Annotated in this window: 25 protein-coding genes and 1 riboswitch; of the genes, 6 read left to right on the top strand and 19 right to left on the bottom strand. The window is 39.6% G+C overall.

Annotated features, from left to right (window positions below; all coding sequences use genetic code 11):
• Window positions 1-12: 12 nt before the first annotated feature.
• The 5 genes from ACKRAT_RS06815 to ACKRAT_RS06795 all read right to left on the bottom strand — a co-directional run bounded on the left by ACKRAT_RS06815 (window position 13) and on the right by ACKRAT_RS06795 (window position 4067).
• Window positions 13-360: an Asp23/Gls24 family envelope stress response protein gene (locus ACKRAT_RS06815; protein WP_411844339.1), complete on the bottom strand. Its 348-nt coding sequence runs from the start codon at window positions 358-360 to the stop codon at window positions 13-15.
• A gap of 175 nt (window positions 361-535) precedes the next feature.
• Window positions 536-1882: an acetyl-CoA carboxylase biotin carboxylase subunit gene (gene accC / locus ACKRAT_RS06810; protein WP_411844431.1), complete on the bottom strand. Its 1347-nt coding sequence runs from the start codon at window positions 1880-1882 to the stop codon at window positions 536-538.
• Window positions 1882-2313 carry an acetyl-CoA carboxylase biotin carboxyl carrier protein gene (accB, locus tag ACKRAT_RS06805; RefSeq protein WP_411844338.1) on the bottom strand — a complete coding sequence of 144 codons (432 nt, stop codon included), beginning with the start codon at window positions 2311-2313 and terminating at the stop codon, window positions 1882-1884. The genes accC and accB overlap by 1 nt, the downstream gene beginning before the upstream one ends.
• 105 nt (window positions 2314-2418) lie before the next feature.
• The gene (gene efp, locus ACKRAT_RS06800) at window positions 2419-2976 is read right to left on the bottom strand and encodes an elongation factor P (protein ID WP_411844337.1); all 558 of its coding nucleotides are present in this window, start codon (window positions 2974-2976) and stop codon (window positions 2419-2421) included.
• A gap of 35 nt (window positions 2977-3011) precedes the next feature.
• Window positions 3012-4067 (bottom strand): M24 family metallopeptidase, encoded by a 1056-nt coding sequence (locus ACKRAT_RS06795; protein WP_411844336.1) that lies wholly within the window; start codon window positions 4065-4067, stop codon window positions 3012-3014.
• 119 nt (window positions 4068-4186) lie between these two features.
• Between ACKRAT_RS06795 and ACKRAT_RS06790 the strand changes: the two genes are divergently transcribed.
• The 3 genes from ACKRAT_RS06790 to ACKRAT_RS06780 are packed head-to-tail and all read left to right on the top strand — an operon-like array spanning window position 4187 to window position 5905.
• Window positions 4187-4753: a hypothetical protein gene (locus ACKRAT_RS06790; protein WP_411844335.1), complete on the top strand. Its 567-nt coding sequence runs from the start codon at window positions 4187-4189 to the stop codon at window positions 4751-4753.
• A gap of 19 nt (window positions 4754-4772) precedes the next feature.
• Window positions 4773-5675, top strand: a complete 903-nt coding sequence (locus ACKRAT_RS06785; RefSeq protein ID WP_411844334.1) for a DUF1385 domain-containing protein — start codon at window positions 4773-4775, stop codon at window positions 5673-5675.
• Between the two features lie 2 nt (window positions 5676-5677).
• Window positions 5678-5905, top strand: a complete 228-nt coding sequence (locus ACKRAT_RS06780; protein WP_411844333.1) for an SA1362 family protein — start codon at window positions 5678-5680, stop codon at window positions 5903-5905.
• Between the two features lie 27 nt (window positions 5906-5932).
• Here the strand turns inward: ACKRAT_RS06780 and ACKRAT_RS06775 are convergent, their stop codons facing one another.
• Window positions 5933-6787 (bottom strand): biotin/lipoate A/B protein ligase family protein, encoded by an 855-nt coding sequence (locus tag ACKRAT_RS06775; RefSeq protein ID WP_411844332.1) that lies wholly within the window; start codon window positions 6785-6787, stop codon window positions 5933-5935.
• A 68-nt stretch (window positions 6788-6855) separates the two neighbouring features.
• Here ACKRAT_RS06775 and ACKRAT_RS06770 point away from each other — a divergent pair, with 68 nt between their 5' ends.
• Window positions 6856-7242: a rhodanese-like domain-containing protein gene (locus ACKRAT_RS06770; RefSeq protein ID WP_411844331.1), complete on the top strand. Its 387-nt coding sequence runs from the start codon at window positions 6856-6858 to the stop codon at window positions 7240-7242.
• A 36-nt stretch (window positions 7243-7278) separates the two neighbouring features.
• Here the strand turns inward: ACKRAT_RS06770 and gcvPB are convergent, their stop codons facing one another.
• From gcvPB to comGA, 10 genes are all read right to left on the bottom strand, one after another.
• A complete protein-coding gene (gene gcvPB / locus ACKRAT_RS06765; RefSeq protein ID WP_411844330.1) occupies window positions 7279-8760 on the bottom strand; it encodes an aminomethyl-transferring glycine dehydrogenase subunit GcvPB in 1482 nt (493 codons plus the stop codon).
• Entirely contained in the window at window positions 8753-10096 is a 1344-nt protein-coding gene (gene gcvPA / locus ACKRAT_RS06760; RefSeq protein WP_411844329.1) for an aminomethyl-transferring glycine dehydrogenase subunit GcvPA, read from the bottom strand. Before gcvPA ends, gcvPB begins: the two co-directional genes overlap by 8 nt.
• Window positions 10097-10117: 21 nt before the next feature.
• Window positions 10118-11203 carry a glycine cleavage system aminomethyltransferase GcvT gene (gcvT, locus tag ACKRAT_RS06755; protein WP_411844430.1) on the bottom strand — a complete coding sequence of 362 codons (1086 nt, stop codon included), beginning with the start codon at window positions 11201-11203 and terminating at the stop codon, window positions 10118-10120.
• Between the two features lie 67 nt (window positions 11204-11270).
• Window positions 11271-11360, bottom strand: a riboswitch (glycine riboswitch).
• Window positions 11361-11446: 86 nt separating this feature from the next.
• Complete coding sequence (locus ACKRAT_RS06750; protein ID WP_411844328.1) at window positions 11447-11935, bottom strand: shikimate kinase; 489 nt, start codon at window positions 11933-11935, stop codon at window positions 11447-11449.
• A 160-nt stretch (window positions 11936-12095) separates the two neighbouring features.
• Window positions 12096-12539 (bottom strand): competence type IV pilus minor pilin ComGF, encoded by a 444-nt coding sequence (locus tag ACKRAT_RS06745; protein ID WP_411844327.1) that lies wholly within the window; start codon window positions 12537-12539, stop codon window positions 12096-12098.
• On the bottom strand, window positions 12499-12762 hold the full coding sequence (locus ACKRAT_RS06740) for a hypothetical protein (RefSeq protein WP_411844326.1): 264 nt from the start codon (window positions 12760-12762) through the stop codon (window positions 12499-12501). Before ACKRAT_RS06740 ends, ACKRAT_RS06745 begins: the two co-directional genes overlap by 41 nt.
• Window positions 12752-13186: a prepilin-type N-terminal cleavage/methylation domain-containing protein gene (locus ACKRAT_RS06735; protein ID WP_411844325.1), complete on the bottom strand. Its 435-nt coding sequence runs from the start codon at window positions 13184-13186 to the stop codon at window positions 12752-12754. Before ACKRAT_RS06735 ends, ACKRAT_RS06740 begins: the two co-directional genes overlap by 11 nt.
• Window positions 13161-13493: a competence type IV pilus major pilin ComGC gene (gene comGC / locus ACKRAT_RS06730; RefSeq protein WP_411844324.1), complete on the bottom strand. Its 333-nt coding sequence runs from the start codon at window positions 13491-13493 to the stop codon at window positions 13161-13163. The genes ACKRAT_RS06735 and comGC overlap by 26 nt, the downstream gene beginning before the upstream one ends.
• Window positions 13494-13505: 12 nt before the next feature.
• Window positions 13506-14558, bottom strand: a complete 1053-nt coding sequence (comGB, locus tag ACKRAT_RS06725; RefSeq protein ID WP_411844323.1) for a competence type IV pilus assembly protein ComGB — start codon at window positions 14556-14558, stop codon at window positions 13506-13508.
• A complete protein-coding gene (gene comGA, locus ACKRAT_RS06720; RefSeq protein WP_411844322.1) occupies window positions 14524-15525 on the bottom strand; it encodes a competence type IV pilus ATPase ComGA in 1002 nt (333 codons plus the stop codon). Before comGA ends, comGB begins: the two co-directional genes overlap by 35 nt.
• Window positions 15526-15735: 210 nt before the next feature.
• Here comGA and ACKRAT_RS06715 point away from each other — a divergent pair, with 210 nt between their 5' ends.
• Window positions 15736-15975, top strand: coding sequence for a DUF2626 family protein (locus ACKRAT_RS06715; RefSeq protein WP_017548861.1), 240 nt, complete (start codon window positions 15736-15738; stop codon window positions 15973-15975).
• Between the two features lie 66 nt (window positions 15976-16041).
• On the opposite strand, the gene ACKRAT_RS06710 is transcribed toward ACKRAT_RS06715, so the two are convergent.
• The gene (locus ACKRAT_RS06710; protein WP_411844321.1) at window positions 16042-16668 is read right to left on the bottom strand and encodes an MBL fold metallo-hydrolase; all 627 of its coding nucleotides are present in this window, start codon (window positions 16666-16668) and stop codon (window positions 16042-16044) included.
• Window positions 16669-16760: 92 nt separating this feature from the next.
• On the opposite strand from ACKRAT_RS06710, the gene ACKRAT_RS06705 reads away from it, so the two are divergent.
• Window positions 16761-17000, top strand: a complete 240-nt coding sequence (locus ACKRAT_RS06705) for a DUF2759 domain-containing protein (protein WP_411844320.1) — start codon at window positions 16761-16763, stop codon at window positions 16998-17000.
• A gap of 65 nt (window positions 17001-17065) precedes the next feature.
• On the opposite strand, the gene argH is transcribed toward ACKRAT_RS06705, so the two are convergent.
• The gene (argH, locus tag ACKRAT_RS06700) at window positions 17066-18439 is read right to left on the bottom strand and encodes an argininosuccinate lyase (protein ID WP_411844319.1); all 1374 of its coding nucleotides are present in this window, start codon (window positions 18437-18439) and stop codon (window positions 17066-17068) included.
• Entirely contained in the window at window positions 18432-19637 is a 1206-nt protein-coding gene (locus ACKRAT_RS06695) for an argininosuccinate synthase (RefSeq protein ID WP_411844318.1), read from the bottom strand. The genes argH and ACKRAT_RS06695 overlap by 8 nt, the downstream gene beginning before the upstream one ends.
• Window positions 19638-19777 lie beyond the last annotated feature (140 nt).

Below are 19777 nucleotides of genomic sequence, written 5' to 3'. Positions count from 1 at the left end.
CTATCTAAATTCTTATTTAATATTTACGATGTGTACATTGACTTCCTTAACTTCGTGCCCAGTCATATTTCTAATCGCCTGGCTGACATTTTTCTGAATGTTTTCAGCAGTTTCATGAACTTTGCCTTTTGCATCTAGAGTTACATAAATTGAAATCAATACCTCATTATCCTGAGTTTCAACTTTAACCCCGCGGCCCCTGTATTTCTTACCGATCTTTTCAAAGTTGCCGCTGGCAAAATTATTTTGCAATGAATGAACGCCTTTTGTTTCAGTAACTGCAATACTTGCAATTACCTCCAGTACTTCAGAAGAAATTTCTATCAATCCTAAGTTTGATTTAACATCCTGGATTCTCATGTTCATCACCCCGTCAGTTCATTATATCATGATTTTGTATCAAATTAGAAACAACTTGTAGCTTAAATGATTATTTCTTTTAGTACTAAATGATATGAGGATCACGTGTATCGTTAATGTAAATTCAAAACCTGTTTTTTCACTGAAAATATGAAAAAACAGGTTTTGAATTGGATTATTTCATTACATCGTGTTCCTGAAGAAAGTTTGTATTGTAATCATTTGCTCTAAACGCTTCATTTTCAAGTAAATTGGAGTGAAATGCAATTGTAGTATCTATACCGCCGATTTTAAATTCACCAAGGGCTCTCTTTGCTGTCATGATCGCTTCCTCCCGTGTATCACCGTAAGTAATTAATTTAGCGATCATTGAGTCATAATAAGGCGGGATTTTGTAGCCGGCATAGCAAGCTGTATCCATTCTCACACCATAACCGCCCGGAACAATGAAATCTGTGATCGTTCCTGCTGAAGGCATGAAGTTTTTATATGGATTCTCCGCATTGACTCTAAACTCGATAGCATGTCCTTTTATCTTTATGTCTTCCTGTTTATATGGAATGGCTTCGCGCATCGCGACTTTTATCTGCATTTTGACAAGGTCGATTCCTGTAATCATTTCAGTCACGGGATGTTCTACTTGAATTCTCGTATTCATCTCCATGAAATAAAACTGATCATCATTTAGATCATAGATGAATTCAATTGTACCCGCGCCAATGTAATCGATGCTTTTTGCAGCTCTTACTGCTGTATTACCCATTTCAACACGCTTTTCCTCAGATAATGTAGGACTTGGTGCTTCTTCAACAAGTTTTTGCATGCGGCGCTGTACAGTACAGTCACGTTCTCCTAAATGAATGACATTGCCGTGGTAATCACCCAGTACCTGGATTTCGATATGTCTGAAGTTCTCGATATATTTTTCTATATAAAGACTTTTATTGCCAAAAGCACTTTCCGCTTCCTGCTGGGTCATTTTATAGTTCTGAACAAGTTCTTCCTCTGTACGGGCAACACGGATTCCTTTTCCGCCGCCGCCGTAACTTGCTTTGATGATGACCGGATAGCCGATACTTTCTGCAATCTGTTTTGCATCTTCAATGGAGGCGACAACGCCTTCACTTCCCGGCACTGTCGGCACCCCTGCTTTTTTCATCGTGTCTTTTGCAACATCTTTGACACCCATAAGGGAAATCGTTTCATGCATAGGGCCGATGAAAATAAGATTGGATGCTTCACACATTTCAGCAAAGTCACTGTTTTCCGCCAGGAAGCCGTATCCTGGATGGATTGCATCACAGCCAGTTTTTTTAGCAATGGTGATAATGCTGATCATATCTAAGTAACTGTCTTTGGACAGCTTTGGTCCTACGCAATAAGATTCAGTAGCGATTTTCCGGTGAAGGCTGTCTGCATCCGCTTCTGAATAAATACTTACAGAATCGATACCCAGTTCTGTACAGGCCCTAATGATTCTTACTGCGATTTCCCCACGGTTTGCGATAAGTATTTTCTTAATCATCGTACTCTGAACAACGGTTGGTCGTACTCAACCATTTCTCCATCTTCAACAAGAATTTCTGTAATTTCACCGGAAGTTTCAGCTTGTATCTCATTAAAGAGTTTCATCGCTTCGAGTATGCAGACCACGGTCGCGTTATCCACTGTATCTCCGACCCGGACGTATGCGTCCGCTTCGGGAGACGACGCTTTGTAGAAAGTGCCAACCATTGGCGCTTTGATTACTTTGCCTTCCGGTTCCTGTGCACCCGTTTCTGTATGCTGTGCCACAGGCTGCTGCATAGGTGTGTGGGCAGTCTGTACAGACTGTACTGTATTGCCCGGGTCTCTTTTCAATTTAATATCAACATCGCCATCTTTATATGACAGTTCAGTTAATGCTGCGTTTTCCATCTTTTCAATTAGTTCATCGATATATTCCAGATTCATGTTTTACTTCTCCTTAACAATTAAAAATTACTGTCTTACATTTTACGCAAGTGGTCATACCAATTCAAGCAAAAAATAAAAGCAGATTAAAATCTGCTTTTATTTTTAGGCGCGGGACACATATGAACCCTCTTCAGTATTGACAACAAGCATGTCTCCCTGGTTGACAAAAAGAGGCACCTGAAGCACAAGGCCGGTTTCCAGTGTCGCTGATTTTGAAGCACCGCTGGCAGTGTCCCCTTTTATGCCGGGTTCAGTCTCAGTAACTTCGAGTTCGACTGTTTTCGGAAGCTCCACTCCGATTGTTTCGCCTTCATACATCATGATTGTAACGGTCATGTTTTCTTTGAGATACTTCAGTTCATCTTCAAGCGCAGATGCCTGGAGTTCAATCTGTTCATAGGTGTTATTATCCATAAACACATGGCTGTCGCCATCTGCATAAAGATATTGCATCTTATTATTGTCGATCTGGGCTCTGCCCACTTTCTCCCCTGCACGGAAAGTCTTTTCCTGGATTGCACCTGTACGTAGATTTCTGAGTTTACTTCTTACAAAAGCCGCACCTTTGCCGGGCTTGACGTGCTGGAAATCGACTACTCTCCAAATACTGCCCTCTACTTCGACTGTTAGTCCTGTTTTAAAATCATTTACTGAAATCATAAATTTTCCTCCTCGGCATTCCGAACTATTTCATATTATATGATAAATAGTTCTTTGCTGCTATGTGATAATTTTTCAAGGCCATTTTCTGTGACAAGACAATCATCTTCGATACGGACACCGCCGAGATCATCTACATATATCCCCGGTTCAACTGTGACTACCATGTCACTCGCCAACTTTACATTACTTGACTTCGAAAGTGCAGGCATTTCGTGCACTTCAAGCCCCAGACCGTGTCCAAGAGAATGGCCGAAGTTTACGCCGTATCCATTCTCTTCTATAATACCACGTGCAATTTTATCGGCTTCCTCGCCAGTCATGCCCGGTTTAATTTCATCCAGTGACTTGAGCTGGGATTTTAATACGATATCGTGGATTTTTTCCATTTCATCGGAAACGGAGCCTACGCCGAATGAGCGTGTGATGTCTGAAGCATAACCCTGATAGTACGCACCAAAATCAAGTGTTACCATTTCACCGGACTCGATGATTTTCTCAGAAGCCGTCCCATGCGGCAGTGCCCCACGATAACCGCTTGCAACTATCATATCAAAACTTGAACCTTCTGCACCAAGTTTACGCATGTAGTTTTCCACTTCATTTCTCACTTCAAGTTCACTCATGCCGGGTTTAATGTATTTAAGTATATACTCATACGCCTCATCCGCAATATTACATGCTCTTTTTATCAGGTCCACTTCATCTGCAGTTTTATACATGCGGATCTTTTCAATTTCACCTGTAAGCGGTACGAGATCGAACGTACTGTCAAGTCTGTCGAAAGTATTGAAGTTTACGTGTTCCCCTTCGAAACCAACGCTTTCACAGGATTTGGATTCCAGGAATTCCATGATAAAATCAAGGAGTCCTTTATCCTGAAGCACAAATTCAAAATCCTTTGCCTGCTCTCTGCCCTGCGCTTTGTACCTGAAATCAGAGATAAGATATCTGTTGTCCTTCGTCATGACCACGGCTCCGCTGGAGCCTGTAAAACCAGTCAGGTAACGTCGATTGTAGTCACTCATGATAAGTACCGCATCAAGATTCTTCTCTTCCAGCAGTGCATTGACTTTTTCAAACTTAATCATTATTCATCCACCTTTCAAATATATTCTACATTAAATCGTTATAGATTTCAGTAGTATTCAATTTAATATTATTTCATAACATGATAGAATAATAAAATGATGTACAGGAGAAATTATACATGAAACGATTAACTTATATACTATTACCTATTGTTTTACTATCAGCATGTGGAGGGCCTTCGTCAGAAGAACAGCTGTCTGCTGCTGAAGACCGAAAAGAAGAACTTCAGGGATTGCTGCAGACCGAGGAAGTGAATGTTCAAAAAAACACTCTTCGACTGGATGCTTTAGAAGAAGATATTTCTAAAATGCAGTCTGTAATTGGCAATTCAGACATTGATGAGTACGTTTCAATCGTCGGGGAATATTCAAATACTTTGGAAAAAGAATTGAAAAAACTCGATTCACTTGTAAAAAAAGCTAAAAGCGAGCAGGATCTGTCTATTATAAGTGAAGATATAGACGATATCAGTTCAAAGATAACAGAGGCAATGAGTGGCTACGAAAACTCTGTTGAAAGTGTTGAACTCAATGATTATCTAAAAAGGCAGCATAGTTCACTGCAGCTGGCCAATGACGAGATAAAGAGTGCATTGCATTCTGTTAAGAATGGTGCGGAGGCCGGGTCAATGGATGCTGTCAATGAAGGTATAGAACAGTTCAACAGTGCCAGTGAATATTACTGAATAGAAAGAAGCGTATCTTATGGATAAACCTATTGTAGGGGGGCAGGCCGTCGTAGAAGGCGTAATGTTCCAGTCGCAAAACCAGATGGTGACTGCCATCCGCAGAAATAATGACGACATAGAGTATTTTGAAATGGAACGCCCACAGAAAAAATGGGTGCAGAAACTTAAGAAGATTCCGCTTTTAAGGGGTAATATTGCGATTTTAGAATCCAGCATCTATGGAATGAAGCATTTGGAATTTGCAACAGACCGATATGAACGCAATCCTGAAGATGATGTTCATATCGAAGAGGAGAAACAGGCTGCAAGTTCAACTAAAATTCTTTTATCAACAATCATTGTTGGCATACTGTCGTTTCTCATCGGCAAGTTTTTATTTACATTGATACCGGTATTTATCGCTGAATTCTTCTCGGGAATCATTACCTCCCATTTCGGCCAGGTGCTGCTCGAATCTATATTTAAACTTATACTGTTGCTGGCCTATATATTCTTCATTTCAATGACACCGATGATAAAAAGGCTGTTCCAATACCATGGTGCAGAACATAAAGTGATCAATACTTTCGAAAATGATGAAGATTTAACAGTTGAAAATGTTCAGGGACAGTCGAGACTTCATTACAGATGCGGAAGCTCATTTATACTCTTTACAGTAATCGTAGGTTTCGTCGTCTATATGTTTGTACCTGTAGAACCATTTTACGTAAGGATTTTAAATAGGATTGCACTGATACCGGTTGTTATCGGATTGTCTTTTGAGTTTTTACAGCTGACGAATAAACTGAGAGATATACCTGTGTTGAAATGGCTGGGCATGCCTGGCTTACTACTGCAGTATTTAACGACAAAAACGCCTGATGACAAACAAGTGGAAGTAGCTATCCATTCGTTTAATAAACTTGTAAGGAGAGACTGATTTTGAAGAAGATATTGTTATATATAGTGCTGATCATTGCTGCAATCGGATTACTCACAAACCTGGATTACTTTGTGAATATGATTGTAAGCTCACTTATTTTTCTTCTTGTTGTAGGGTTAATCCTTTATGGGATATATTATTTCTTTATCCTTACACCAAGCCAGAGAAAATATAAGAAAGCACTGAGGAAATCAAAACGTAAATATAAACAGAAAAGCAGAAAATAAGAGAAGCCAGACAATGTCTGGCTTCTCTTATTTTCTGAAGTTCCATTCATCAGAAGCGTATTTAATTTTTATTTCTTCAAGTCTTTTCAAATCTTTTCCGGTAAGTTCATAACGCTTTGTTTTCATATTAAGCCCGTTTTCAAAACCTTCTTTAAATGCGGGATAAAGCATATCTACAGTGAATTGGTTTTCACTGATATCATTGATAGCAACTGCTTTTTCCTTGAACGCTGTTTTCATTTTCTCTTTAAAACGTTCGTTCTGATACTTGAACATATCAAAGAGATGATCGATGTCCACATCGAGAAGGATGGACCCATGCTGCATGATTACACCATTCTGCCTTGTTTGTGCACTGCCGGCAATTTTCCTGCCCTCTACGACCAGCTCATACCAGCTGGGTGTATCAAAGCACACGCTGCTTCTGATATTGGTTAATTCTTTTCTTTCGCTTTTGGTTTGTGGGATGCTGAAATGCGCATCCAGACCGAGATTTTTAAATCCCTCGAGCAGACCACTGGAGATGATTCTGTAACTCTCTGTGACGGATTCAGGCATCCCTTCGTAACTTTCAGGCAGAACAACACTGTAAGTGAGCTCTTTGTCGTGCAACACCCCTCTGCCGCCTGTCGCACGACGGACCATTTCATAACCGTAGGATTCTACACGCTCTAAATCAATTTCTTTTTTTACTTTTTGAAAATAGCCTAAAGATAAGGTTGGGGTTTCCCATTCGTAAAGCCTGAGCACAGCCGGAAGCTCCCCGTCTCTTACTTTTTCCATTAACAGTTCATCCAAAGCCATATTATAGACCGCGTCATTTTTATAACTTGCTATGTAATTCCACACTCTTTCAGACACTGCATATCTCTCCCTTGTCATTTTCTCTTTAAAAGTATACCAAAAATCTCTATAATATACTTATGTGAAATTTTAAGGAGAGATGAGTTTTGGAAAATTGGATGATCATCCTGTTAGCTGCTGTTATTGTAATACTTCTTCTCGTACTGAATGGGTACCGTAATATGCGTAATGTAAAAGCTTTGCCGGAAGAAGAATTTAAAAAGGATTTAAGAAGAGTTCAATTAATTGATCTAAGAGAAAAAGAAAAATTTGAATATGGTCATATTATGGGAGCGAGAAATATCCCGATGATGAACTTTTCAATGAAAATGAGCTCATTGAGAAAAGATCAGCCGATCTATTTATACGATCATAACGGCAGACTCTCAATCAGAGCAGCAAAAATGCTTAAGAAAAAGGGTTATAAAGATATTTATATGCTGAAAAACGGCATCAGCAAATGGACTGGAAAAATTAAATCTAAATCAAAATAGCAATAAAAAAAGGACCCCACGGTCCTTTTTTTATTGCTATTTTTCTTCCAAAATCTCTTCACGCTCGAATTTGAGCACTGGTTTTCTTGCAGCCTGAGTTTCATCCAATCGTCCGATAACTGTAGTATGCGGAGCTTCCAGTACGATATCCGGATTTTCTTCAGCTTCTTTTGAAATTTGAATCAGTGTATCAACAAATCCATCCAATGTTTCTTTAGATTCAGTTTCAGTCGGTTCAATCATCATGCACTCCTCAACATTAAGAGGGAAATAGATTGTTGGCGGATGATAGCCAAAATCGAGCAGACGTTTTGCCATATCCAGCGTACGTACACCCATTTTTTTCTGTCTGGAACCGCTGATGACAAATTCGTGCTTACAGTGCTGTTTATATGGGAGTTCGAATGTACCTTCAAGTCTTCTCATCATATAGTTTGCATTGAGCACTGCATTTTCGGAAACTTCCTTAAGACCATCCGGTCCCATTGTACGGATATAAGTGTATGCACGAAGGAAGATGCCAAAGTTACCGAAGAACGGCTTAACACGTCCGATACTGTCAGGTACATCGTGTTCTACACGGAAAGAGTCATCTTCGTTTTTGACAACCAATGGTTTCGGCAAGAACTTGGCAAGCTCAGCTTTAACACCGATCGGTCCAGACCCTGGTCCTCCGCCACCATGTGGTCCAGTGAAGGTTTTATGCAAGTTAAGGTGAACAGCATCGAAGCCCATGTCTCCCGGTCTTACTTTAGCCATGATTGCATTCAAGTTTGCGCCGTCATAGTAAAGCTTGCCACCGACTCCATGTACAATGTCGCGGATTTCAATGATATCCTCTTCGAATAGACCAAGTGTGTTCGGGTTCGTCAGCATGATTGCCGCTGTGTCATCCCCCACCAAAGTTTTTAAGTGGTCGATATCAACAAGACCTTTTTCATTGGATTTGACTGTGACAGCATCAAACCCGGCCACTACTGCACTTGCAGGATTGGTACCATGCGCAGAGTCAGGAACAATTACTTTTGTACGGTTATAATCGCCATTCGCTTCGTGGAATGCCTTGATCATCAACAGTGCGGTCCATTCACCCTGTGCGCCTGCTGCAGGCTGTAAAGTGATTTCATCCATACCAGTGATTGCTTTTAAATGCTCCTGCATATCATAGGCAACTTCGAGTGATCCCTGGATTGCCTTATCATTCTGCTCAGGATGACTGTTTGCGAAACCAGGCATCCTGGCTACTTTTTCATTGATTTTTGGATTGTATTTCATCGTACATGAACCGAGTGGATAGAATCCTGAATCTACACCATGGTTTTTATTGGATAGTTCTGTATAGTGTCTCATCAAATCAAGTTCACTGATTTCCGGTAACTCAGCTTTAGTTTGACGAATGAATTTTGAATCAATGATATCGGATAATTCTTGTTTTTCTACTTCCAGATCTGGAAGTGAGTATGCGAATCGATCTTCTGTGCTTCTTTCGAAAATCAAAGGACTGGATCCCTTAAGCATTATATTCACCCAACCTTTCAACAAATGAATCAATTTCATCTTTAGTGCGTAGTTCTGTTACTGCGATGAGCATATGATTTTCAAAGTTATCATCTACTCTGCCGAGATTGAATCCACCGATGAAGCCATCGTTGTATAGGATATCATTAATTTCATCTACATTTTTAGAAAGTTTAACAGCGAATTCATTAAATGATTGTCCCTCCAACACTTCGAATCCTTTGGATTTCAATTGATTTTTCATGTAATACGTATTCTGAATATTGTTCTCCGCCATTGTCACGGCACCTTTTTTACCAAGAGCGCTCATTGCAACAGAGGAAGCAAGTGCGTTGAGTGCCTGGTTGGAACAAATATTACTCGTCGCCTTTTCACGTCTGATGTGCTGTTCACGTGCTTGCAGTGTCAGCACGAAACCGCGGTTGCCTTCGTCATCCTGAGTCTGGCCGACAAGCCTTCCCGGCATTTTACGCATAAGTTTCTTTGTTGCCGCGAAGTAACCACAGTGCGGGCCGCCAAATTGCGTTGGAATACCAAACACCTGAGTGTCACCAGTTACGATATCAGCATCGAATTCACCCGGTGGTGTTAAAATGCTGAGTGCAAGAGGATTACTGTTTACAACGAACAAACCTTTATTTTTATGGACAATTTTTTCTATTGATTCGAGATCTTCCACTGAACCGAGGAAGTTCGGATACTGGACCATAACTGCGGCTGTATCTTCATCAGAAGCCGCATCCAGTTTTTCAAGATCAGTGTAGGAACCATTCAATTCCACTTCAACAACTTCGATGCCCTGAGCTTTACAGTATGTCTTCAGTACTTCGATTGCCTGGTAATGAACACCCTTGGAAACAACTACTTTCTTTTTGCCAGTCTTTCCGGCAGACATTGTCGCTGCTTCGGCAAACGCAGTGGGGCCATCATACATTGATGAGTTTGCAACATCCATTGCTGTAAGTTCAGAAATCATTGTCTGGAATTCAAAAATAGCCTGAAGCTCACCCTGGGAGATTTCCGGCTGGTATGGGGTATATGCTGTGTAAAATTCAGAACGGGAAATTACATGGTCTACTACAGTAGGGATATAATGGTCATAAACACCTGCACCTAAAAAAGATACATGTGTTTCTGTAGTGATATTTTTATTTGAAATACTTGTTAATTCGCGAAGCAGTGAAGTTTCACTCTTCTTTGGTTTGATATCTAATTCACCTTTAAACCGGACATTTTCCGGGATGTCACTGAATAGATCAGAAATATCTGAAACACCAATTGTATCGAGCATTTCCTTTTTGTCTTTTTCTGTTAACGGTAAGTAACGATGACTCAATTCATACACTCCTTCTCAAAATTAATTTTTATGGAATGGCGTTTTAACAAACTTTGCCTTTACTTCCTTATTTCTTATGATTACATTGAACTCTTTATCAAGTTCATAGAAATCAGTGTCAACAAGAGCTAAACCAATGGAGCGTTTAGTCAGTGGAGACTGTGTACCACTTGTCACGTACCCGACTTTGTTGCCTTCTGAAGCAGTGATTTCATAATCAGTCCGTGCAATTCCTCTTTCAAGGAGTTCGAATCCACCAAGTTTTCTCGGTGCACCGTTCTCTTTTTGTTCTTTAAGCACTTCTTTACCTACAAAGTCCTCTTTATCGACTTTAACTGCAAAGCCCATTTTTGCCTCGATTGGTGTAATATCTTCTGAGAGATCCTGTCCGTGGAGTGGCAGACCCGCTTCTAATCTCAATGTATCACGGGAACCGAGTCCACATGGTTCAGCACCGCCGTCGAGGAAAAGTTTCCACAGTTTTAAAGTGTCCTCTGCAGGGCAGTAGATTTCAAAGCCATCTTCCCCGGTATATCCACTTTGTGAAAGAATTACATTGGAACCTTCGATGTTGACATCTCTTTTAAAGCGGAACATCTTCATGTCACTGATATCTTCCTCTACGTGCTTTTGTACCAATGCACGGGCATCAGGTCCCTGGATAGCAATCTGACCATAGTCTTTGGAAACATTTTCGACAGTGGCATCAAAACCTTCGATTGCTTTAAGCACATCATAATCTATATCTGTGTTGCCGGCGTTGACTACCAGCAAATAATCGTTTTCCTCGACTCTATAGATGACTAGATCGTCGATTACTCCGCCCCGGTCATTACAAAGCATTGTATACTGTGCTTTTGTATCTGTAAGTTTTGTTACATCATTTGTTAAAGCATAATTTAAAAACTCTACAGATTCTTTACCGGAAACCCTGATTTCACCCATATGACTGACTTCAAACATACCAACAGACTCTCTCACAGCACGGTGTTCTTCCTTGATGCTTGAGAATTGGACTGGCAATGCCCATCCAGAAAAGTCAATTACTTTTGTACCTGATTCCTGGTAGTAATCATACAATGGTGTCTTTTTTAATTCAGACATGATTTTCCTCCTTTAAATTAAAAACAGGACAGCCTGTTTAAGCTGCCCTGTTGAATTGTCTTCAGGATTGCGTCCCAATGCTTTACTTTTGCCTGAGAGATTCACCTTTAACGGCTTGCTCCTTCGGCGACGATAACTCGTTCTCTCGAGCATTGTTCAATCGCAAAATATTCAATTATTAATTCGCCTTAATTATAACCATAGGGGGAAATAAATAGCAAGCTAATTTAATTAATAATATAAGCCCTATAAGCGGGTGTATTCTAAAATGGTATTTATAGTTTCTTCCAGCCCCCGGGCTGTATCGACTTCCAGATCAGCTGCATTTTTATATCTTTCAATCCTGCTGTCATAGAGCGCTCTGACCTGGCTTTTAGACTGGCTTGCAAGCGGCCTTGTTTTGTCCCCTGAAATCCGTGCATATAAAACATCGAATGCAGCATTGAGGAAGATGACTTTTCTATCTGTATTTCTAATTATTTCATATGAATCATCGTATGTAATGATACCGCCTCCAGTGGAGATGATACCATCGCTGCCGCAGGCTTCTGTCAATACCTGATGTTCATATTTTCTGAAACCGGGTTCACCCTCTTCATCAAATATTTCAGGAATTGTTTTACCGCATAAAATATTTATCTCTGTATCAAGTTCCAAAACTTCCAAATTCAATTTTTCACCCAGTGCACGTGCCACTGTACTTTTGCCGCTTCCCATAAAGCCTATAAGAATCATTCTTCTTCTCTCCTATTCCATCAGCTCACGAATTTTATTCTGATAAATTTCTATAAAATTCATGCGTATCTCCAATGTAATCATCATCTCATTATAGTGTTGATAGTATAAACCTATCAAATAAATAAGAATGATGTATATAGAAAAGCTGAAAAAGCCTTCATTTTTTGAATACCATCGTTTCATAGAACTCACCATTTTCAGTTTCGATAATCAATTCTACCTCCTCTTTTCCGTCTTTAATTTCGAATTTTTCAACACCAAACATTACGGTGACAAATCCCCTGCCGTCCACACTTCTGATAATCCTATCGTTGGATTTCCGGTAGCTTATGCGTCCTTTATCATTCTCAAAACTAACAAAGGATGCTGTTGAAGGAACCAGAATCTTATCGCTTTCTTTATAGACATCTGTAATATCCAGAACGAAAAAATCCACTTCAAAATCGTGGGTATAACCATCCAGGGTTTTAAAATAGGATAATGCTGCCGGCATCGCCGACATTATAAGTGCTGCAATGGACAATGAGGCAAGTGCTTCGATATAGGTGAATCCGCCATTCTTATTTGATGGATACGCAAAGTTCCATATTTTCTTTATCACATATCGAATCCCCTTTCATAATATAATCCTCATGTTTGAAATCATCCGGTGCATCATGCTTTAAAATTTCTATATAAAGTGACCTGCTGAATTCGAGTGTATTGTCAGCATGTGCCACTGTCGTTTTGATCATCATCAATGCAGGTACTAGGATGCCGATAATAATAGAAAATATCAGCATTGCCAGGACCGCATCCAACATCATGAATCCATCATCTTTCAATTCTGAACCTCCCCTTTTGTATTTGGAAAATGAAACTGACATGCTCACCCATACAGTCAAATCTGATCGTTCCAAACGCGTCGGTGTCCCCACTTGATTTATACATAAACCGGGAGAGGCCCCCCTGTATAATCTTGCATTTATTTAGAGTATATACTTCGAGTGTTGAACCAGATCCATTTTTAATTACTATGCGATGGCCCACTCTGTCGAGTTCTACCAGATGGGCTTCTTTTTTATTCAACGCATTGGTTTGTGCAACCTGAAAAAAGAATGCTATATTATCCACTTCCTGCTCAACCAGATTTTCATGATTTTCAGGTATGGCATTGGCAGTGATTAAAAGAAGGGTGCTGACGATGGCCAGCGTCAGCATTACCTCCATCATTGTAAATCCGCTATTCCGACTTTGCTGCCTGGCCATTTACAATCACTATCCCGGTACCGTTTGCACAAGTCACCTGGTCGTCCGTTAAATAATCAGGAACCAACGTACTCACAGATGCAGGTGCAGTGCCTTCGTTCAGTGTATATGCCTGGATTTGACTTTGCACCATCTTCACCTGTGCATCACAGCCGGTATCCTGAACATTGGCACTCTGAGCAGCAATATTTGGAATGATTAAAATAATAAGCACCGAGATGACGAGCAGCACGAGGAGCATTTCAATCAGTGTAAATCCCTCTTCATTTTTGTTGTTGAATTTTTTATGCATAAGTTTCTTTATCATTTGTAATTCCTCCTAATTGATAGTAGCCATCATTTGAAAAATCGGTAAGACAATCACCAGATATAAGCAAATGATGAGTAATCCAAGTATTAAAAATATGACGGGCTGAATTTTTCTGGTTGCATTTTCAATTTTCATGATCATGCGTTCAAGCGTATATTCGCTGAAAAGTATGAGTTCATTTCCTACGGTGCTGTTTTGCTCGCCATGGCTGACGAACACGGATAATTTCGCATCGAGCATTTTAACTTTTTCAATTGCTGCTGACAGTGTTTCCCCCTGCATCAATCTCTCTTCAATCAGTGCAGACGAGTATTTCAGATATTCATTTAAAGTCTGGTGATTGAACAAATCGAGAATTTCCTTAACTTCAAGGCCGTTGTTTATGAAATAGCCAAACTCTCTCGAAAACCTGTATGTCTGATAAGCTTTAAAATAAAATCGCACCATAGGGATGGAGAGTAAAATTTTGCATTTCTTATTTACGTTTTTCATCATCATGATGCTGGAAACTATTAAAGCGAACACAATTAATAAAATGACGCCCAAAAACACAAGGCGCGGCAGCAGCTGTAAAAAGTGCGTGAGTATCGTTACCATACCTTGTGAGCTTGTCCCCATTGCGCTGTAAAGTGAGTTGAACTGGGGGATGACTGTATAGTTGAGAATGACAAGCATTATGATGAATATGGAAATCAGCACAAGTGGATACTGGACAGCTTTAATTAACTTTTTGGAAGTATTCTGTATATGTTCAAGATAAGAAGCGGACTCTCTTAAATTCATAAGCATTTCACCGTGGATTTCAGCAAAAGAAATTTGGATGATGATCGCATTTTTATATCCCAGCCTTTTTAAAATGCTGCTGAGGCTTGCACCCTGATCGACCAGGTCCAGGCAGTCTTTTTTATCTTTTTCCTTCAATACATCATACTGTTCCAGCAGAAATACAAGTGCATGGTGCATCGTAAAGCCATTTTCAAGCAAATCAGCGAGTTTATTTAAAAAGTGAGAATCATATTTTCCCAGCCTATTTGAATTTATTTTTAAACGTCTCGAGTTCATCTTCTGTTATCATCCCTCCTTTATAGAGTGAATCAAGTTGCATTGGCAGAGTGAACACATCAAAAATACTGTCAATCAAGTAGTTTTTTATCTGGGTATTATCCATAAATTCATAGATGATGTAACTCCCTTTTTTTGTGTGGATGATTCTCTGGTTGATGATTAAAGAAATACTTTGAATCATTTCCTCGACATATAATCCGTAGTCCTTTAGCCGGCTCAAAGTGCTCAGAGCGGATTTACTGTGGAAAGTACTCAGTACCAGATGACCGGACAAACTTGCCCTGAGAAGTTCGGAAGCAATTTGTGCATCCCGTATTTCACCGAACATGATGACATCAGGGTCGCATCTTAACACTCCTTTTAATAAAGGCCCGTAATCCATATTCGCCTTCTCATTAATCTCCACCTGCACCATGCCGTCCAGTTCGTATTCAACTGGATCTTCAATACTGATGATCTGTCTTTTATTCTCAGAAATAATATCCGCCATCAAACGGTACATCAAAGTGGTCTTCCCGGATCCGGTCGGCCCCGTAAAGAGTATCAGTCCCTGCATACGTTCCATATAATTTTTTAGAAATTCATATTTTTCCTTTGTGTGGAATAGTTCATTCGATTGTCTGTCTCCCATAGGATTGAGAATTCTTATGACGATGATTTCATTCATCAATGAAATCGGCAGTGTGCTTACCCGCACACCTATTTTTAAGTCATCGACTTCAAACTTTGTTCTGCCGCTTTGCGGTATTTTATGTTCGTTAATGTCCAATTCAGCTGTGAATTTTAAATAGTTGATCAGTTTTCGGTACACTTCAATGGTCACCTCTGTCAAAGGCACCATTTCTCCTCTTCTTCTCACTCTGACGAGACCAGTATTACTCTCAAGTGTTAAATGAATGTCAGTTGCATTTTGACGCATTGCGTCCTTGAAAATCTCATTCAGTATTGTTTTCAATAAAAACACCTCCTACCCTATATATAGGTGAAAAAGGACGATTTGCTCTTTTCAGAAATAAATAATCAGATTTTCTATTTTTGTATATGTTTTTCATGTATAATGATGATTAATGGAAATAGATTACAAAACAATTGTCTTATTTAGTATTTACTTTAATCACTTCTTTATTTATAATTGATTATGATATGTTTTAGTAACGATGAAAGGACTGTTCCTATGGATAAGGTATTTAAGACACTTGGATTCTGGACTGCAATGTTTGCGATCCTGTTCTATGTCGGAGATATGATGATGATGACATTATTCTTCATCGCCCAAACAGGTTTCTTTATTTTATTGGGGTATATGAAATTAACTGAAAGAATGTATATGTATGTATTTGCTGCATACCTGGTCCTTTTCTTTGTAGGATTTACATACTACACGACATTCCTGTTAGAACCGAGTTTCGGATAAGATAAAAAGACAGGCAGATTCAATTGAATCTGCCTGTCTTTTATTTTCTGCTTTTTTTCTGTTTTGTTAGCCTCTGACAAATGGATTAGTATTTTTCTCTTCTCCAATGGTCGTTGAAGGTCCGTGCCCCGGATAAACATCTGTATCTTCATCCAACGCATACAGTGTTTCCCTGATGGACTTGATCAGATCGGGGTGATTGCTCATATAAAGATCTGTTCTGCCAATTCCGCCGCTGAATAATACATCTCCTGAAACAACAAAATCTCCGAATAGGAAGCTCATACTTCCCGGTGAGTGTCCGGGGGTATGATATACTTCGAATTCAAAACTGCCAAGCTGCATCGGACCTTCTTTTAAAATTTTCGGTTCAACTGTTGAAGATATTGGTTCCATCCCCATATTTTTATACTTGCCGGAGCCATTTTTATCAGGATCGGCCAGCCATTCGGTTTCTTCTTTTCCAACCCAGGTGTCTATCTGATAAGCTGCTGCCGTTTCTTCCAATGCGCCTATGTGATCAAAGTGCGCATGAGTAAGAAGTATTCCCTCTACAGGCAGGCCAATCTCCTCTATTTCCTGTTTAATGACCTCGGCGTCACTTGACGGGTCAATAATGAGCAATCCGGTACCATTGTTTAAAATGTAACAGTTTGTCTCCAGCATCCCCAAAGGCAATGTCTTAATATTCATTCTCACCACTCCTTAAAATCTACTCGACAAAGTCGTGTTTTAATTATACAATATATATGAGGTTAAAGAGAAATATTGGGAGGTTGAACGAAATGCCATTCATCGATACAGGACAATTATTTGAAATCGGTGGCATTACCATTCATATTGGAATCAATGCCTTATCACTATTAATGTTAATGGTCTTCATTGTTGGTATTTGGGCACTAGTTGCTTCAATTAAAAACAGAAACCTGTTGGCTGTACTGTTTAGTGTTGCCACTGTAGCTACTTTTGGATTCTTTGCAATCGCTACAATCTTTACATACGGTTATCCTGACCTGGGACACTAGGCAGACAATCGTTATATGAAAATTAAAAACAGGCCCTCATTCAGAGGGCCTGTTTTTTTGATTAATTATAAAGTGTTTTCGGCGATTTCAATTTGTTCTTTAACTGCTTTAGTACCTGTACCCCCTGTACTGTTTCTTCTGTCCACAACTACTTTAGGTGTCAGTACTTCATAAATATCCTCTTCAATTGCTTCATGTTCTGTTTGAAACTCTTCCAATGATAGATCTTTAAGATATTTATGCGTATTTATGCATTTCAAAACAACTTTCCCGACTACTTCGTGGGCATTTCTAAATGGTACTCCTTTTTGTACCAGGTAGTCCGCCAGTTCTGTAGCATTCGAAAAATCTTCTTCTACCGTTTTCTCAAGTACGTCTTCATTGATTGTCATTGTGTCCAGCATGCCATTCATAATTTTGAGTGATCCGGTCACTGTAGTAATGGCATCAAACAAGCCTTCTTTGTCTTCCTGCATATCTTTATTGTATGTCAGAGGCAATCCTTTTAATAACATCAGCATGCTCGTTAAAGCACCGGTGGTACGTGCACTTTTACCACGGATCAATTCAGCCATATCCGGGTTTTTCTTCTGCGGCATCATTGAACTGCCTGTAGTAAACTGATCGGACAATTGTATGAAATTCGCTTCCTCACTCATCCAGAAAATAATTTCTTCTGATAATCTGGAAAGGTGAACCATCACCAAACTTATATTTGATAAAGTTTCGATGATATAATCACGATCGCTCACAGCATCCATGCTGTTTTGGTATAAATCAGAGAACCCGAGTAAATTTTTTGTTTCTTCCCTATCAATGTTAAAGGTTGTGCCACTGATCGCCCCTGCGCCCAGTGGGGATAAATCTATCCGTTTTAAAGAATCCTGAAAACGCTCTTTATCTCTTTTAAGCATCCAAAAATAAACCATGATGTGGTGCGAAAATAGAACAGGCTGTGCGCGCTGCAAATGCGTGTATCCAGGCATGACAACATGAATGTTCCCTTTTGCCAGCCCAAGAATCGTTTTTTGCATTAACTCTATGCTTTCGATTATTTCATGCACTCTGCCTTTAACAAAGAGATGCATATCTGTTGCAACCTGGTCATTCCTACTGCGGCCTGTATGCAGTTTTCCGCCGGTCTCACCTATTTTTTCAATCAGCGCATGTTCAATGTTCATATGAATATCTTCATGCTTAACAGAAAATTCGAGATCACCATTTTTATAATCCTGTAAAACAGCCTTCAGGCCATCTGTGATTTCGTCCTTTTCCTCTTTGGTAATAATATCTTGTTTAGCCAGCATCGTCGCGTGCGCTATACTTCCGGCAACATCCATCTCAATCAAAGCATTATCAAAATGGATGGACGCATTGAACTCGTCCACCCATTCGATTGCTTCGCCCTGAAATCTGCCTCCCCATGCTTTACTAGTCATAGAGAGTGACTCCGCTGTCCAGCATAGATTTAACTTTAGTCGGTAATCCAAATATTTCAATGAAGCCCACAGAGGCATCCTGGTTAAATGCATCTTCTTTTGTATAAGTCGCCAGTTTTTCATTGTACAGGCTGTTTTCAGAACGTCTGCCTGTAACAGTCACATTCCCTTTATACAGGGATACCCTTACTTCACCTGTAACGGTTTGCTGCATGTCTTTAAGCATTCCTCTTAATGAATCGGAAAGTGGAGAGAACCAAAGCCCGTTATAGACCTGTTCAGTAAATTTCTGTTCAATAACAGGTTTAAAGTGCGCAATATCTTTTGTTAATGTAATTGTCTCAAGGTCGTGTTTGGCAGTCAGAATCACTTTGGCTCCGGGTGTTTCATATATCTCACGTGATTTTATACCGACAAGTCTGTTTTCAACATGATCGATTCTGCCGATGCCATGCTCACCTGCAATGTCATTTAATTTAATAATAAGGTCATCAAGTTCGTAACTTACGCCGTTGATGGATTTAGGAAGTCCTTCTTCGAAAGTGATTAATAGTTCTTCAGCTTCATCCGGCGCATCCTGAACATTTTTAGTTAAATCATATGCATCTTCAGGCGGTGTATTCCAAGGATCTTCCAGTACGCCGCATTCGTTACTTCTGCCCCATAAGTTCTGGTCTATGGAATATGGTGAATTTAAATTGACTGGAATCGGAATATTTTTTTCTTTTGCATAATCAATTTCTTCTTCCCTGCTCCAAGTCCATTCACGAACAGGTGCAAGTACTTTTAATGAAGGATCAAGACCTTTGATTGCAACCTCGAAACGCACCTGGTCATTTCCTTTGCCAGTACATCCATGTGCAACGAAGTCTGCATTGGAATGATGTGCAATTTCCACAAGTTTTTTAGAAATCAACGGTCTGCTCAGTGCTGAAACAAGCGGGTATTTCCCTTCATACATTGCATTGCCATAAATTGCGTATGCAACATATTCATCTGCAAACTCTTTAGTTGTATCGATGACATGGGATTCACTCGCTCCCATATCAAGTGCCTTCTGATGCACAAGATCCAGGTCTTTCCCTTCCCCTACATCCAGACATACTGCAACAACTTCATAACCTTTATCGATAAACCATTGAATAGTCACACTTGTATCTAGACCACCTGAATACGCTAATACCACTTTTTCCTTCATATCCATTCACCTCTATAATTAATTTAATGATTTAAATACTACCATTATAAACATGCTTAATCAAGCATATTTATTCATATTTATGTATTTTTTTATATTTTACAAATAATTTAAGGTTAACTATACTGTATTTAACAAAG

Source organism: Salinicoccus sp. HZC-1 (genome assembly GCF_046736035.1).
Taxonomy (GTDB): domain Bacteria; phylum Bacillota; class Bacilli; order Staphylococcales; family Salinicoccaceae; genus Salinicoccus.
The sequence above is the reverse complement of the archived record's forward strand: the minus strand, read 5'-3'. Positions and strand labels throughout refer to the sequence as shown.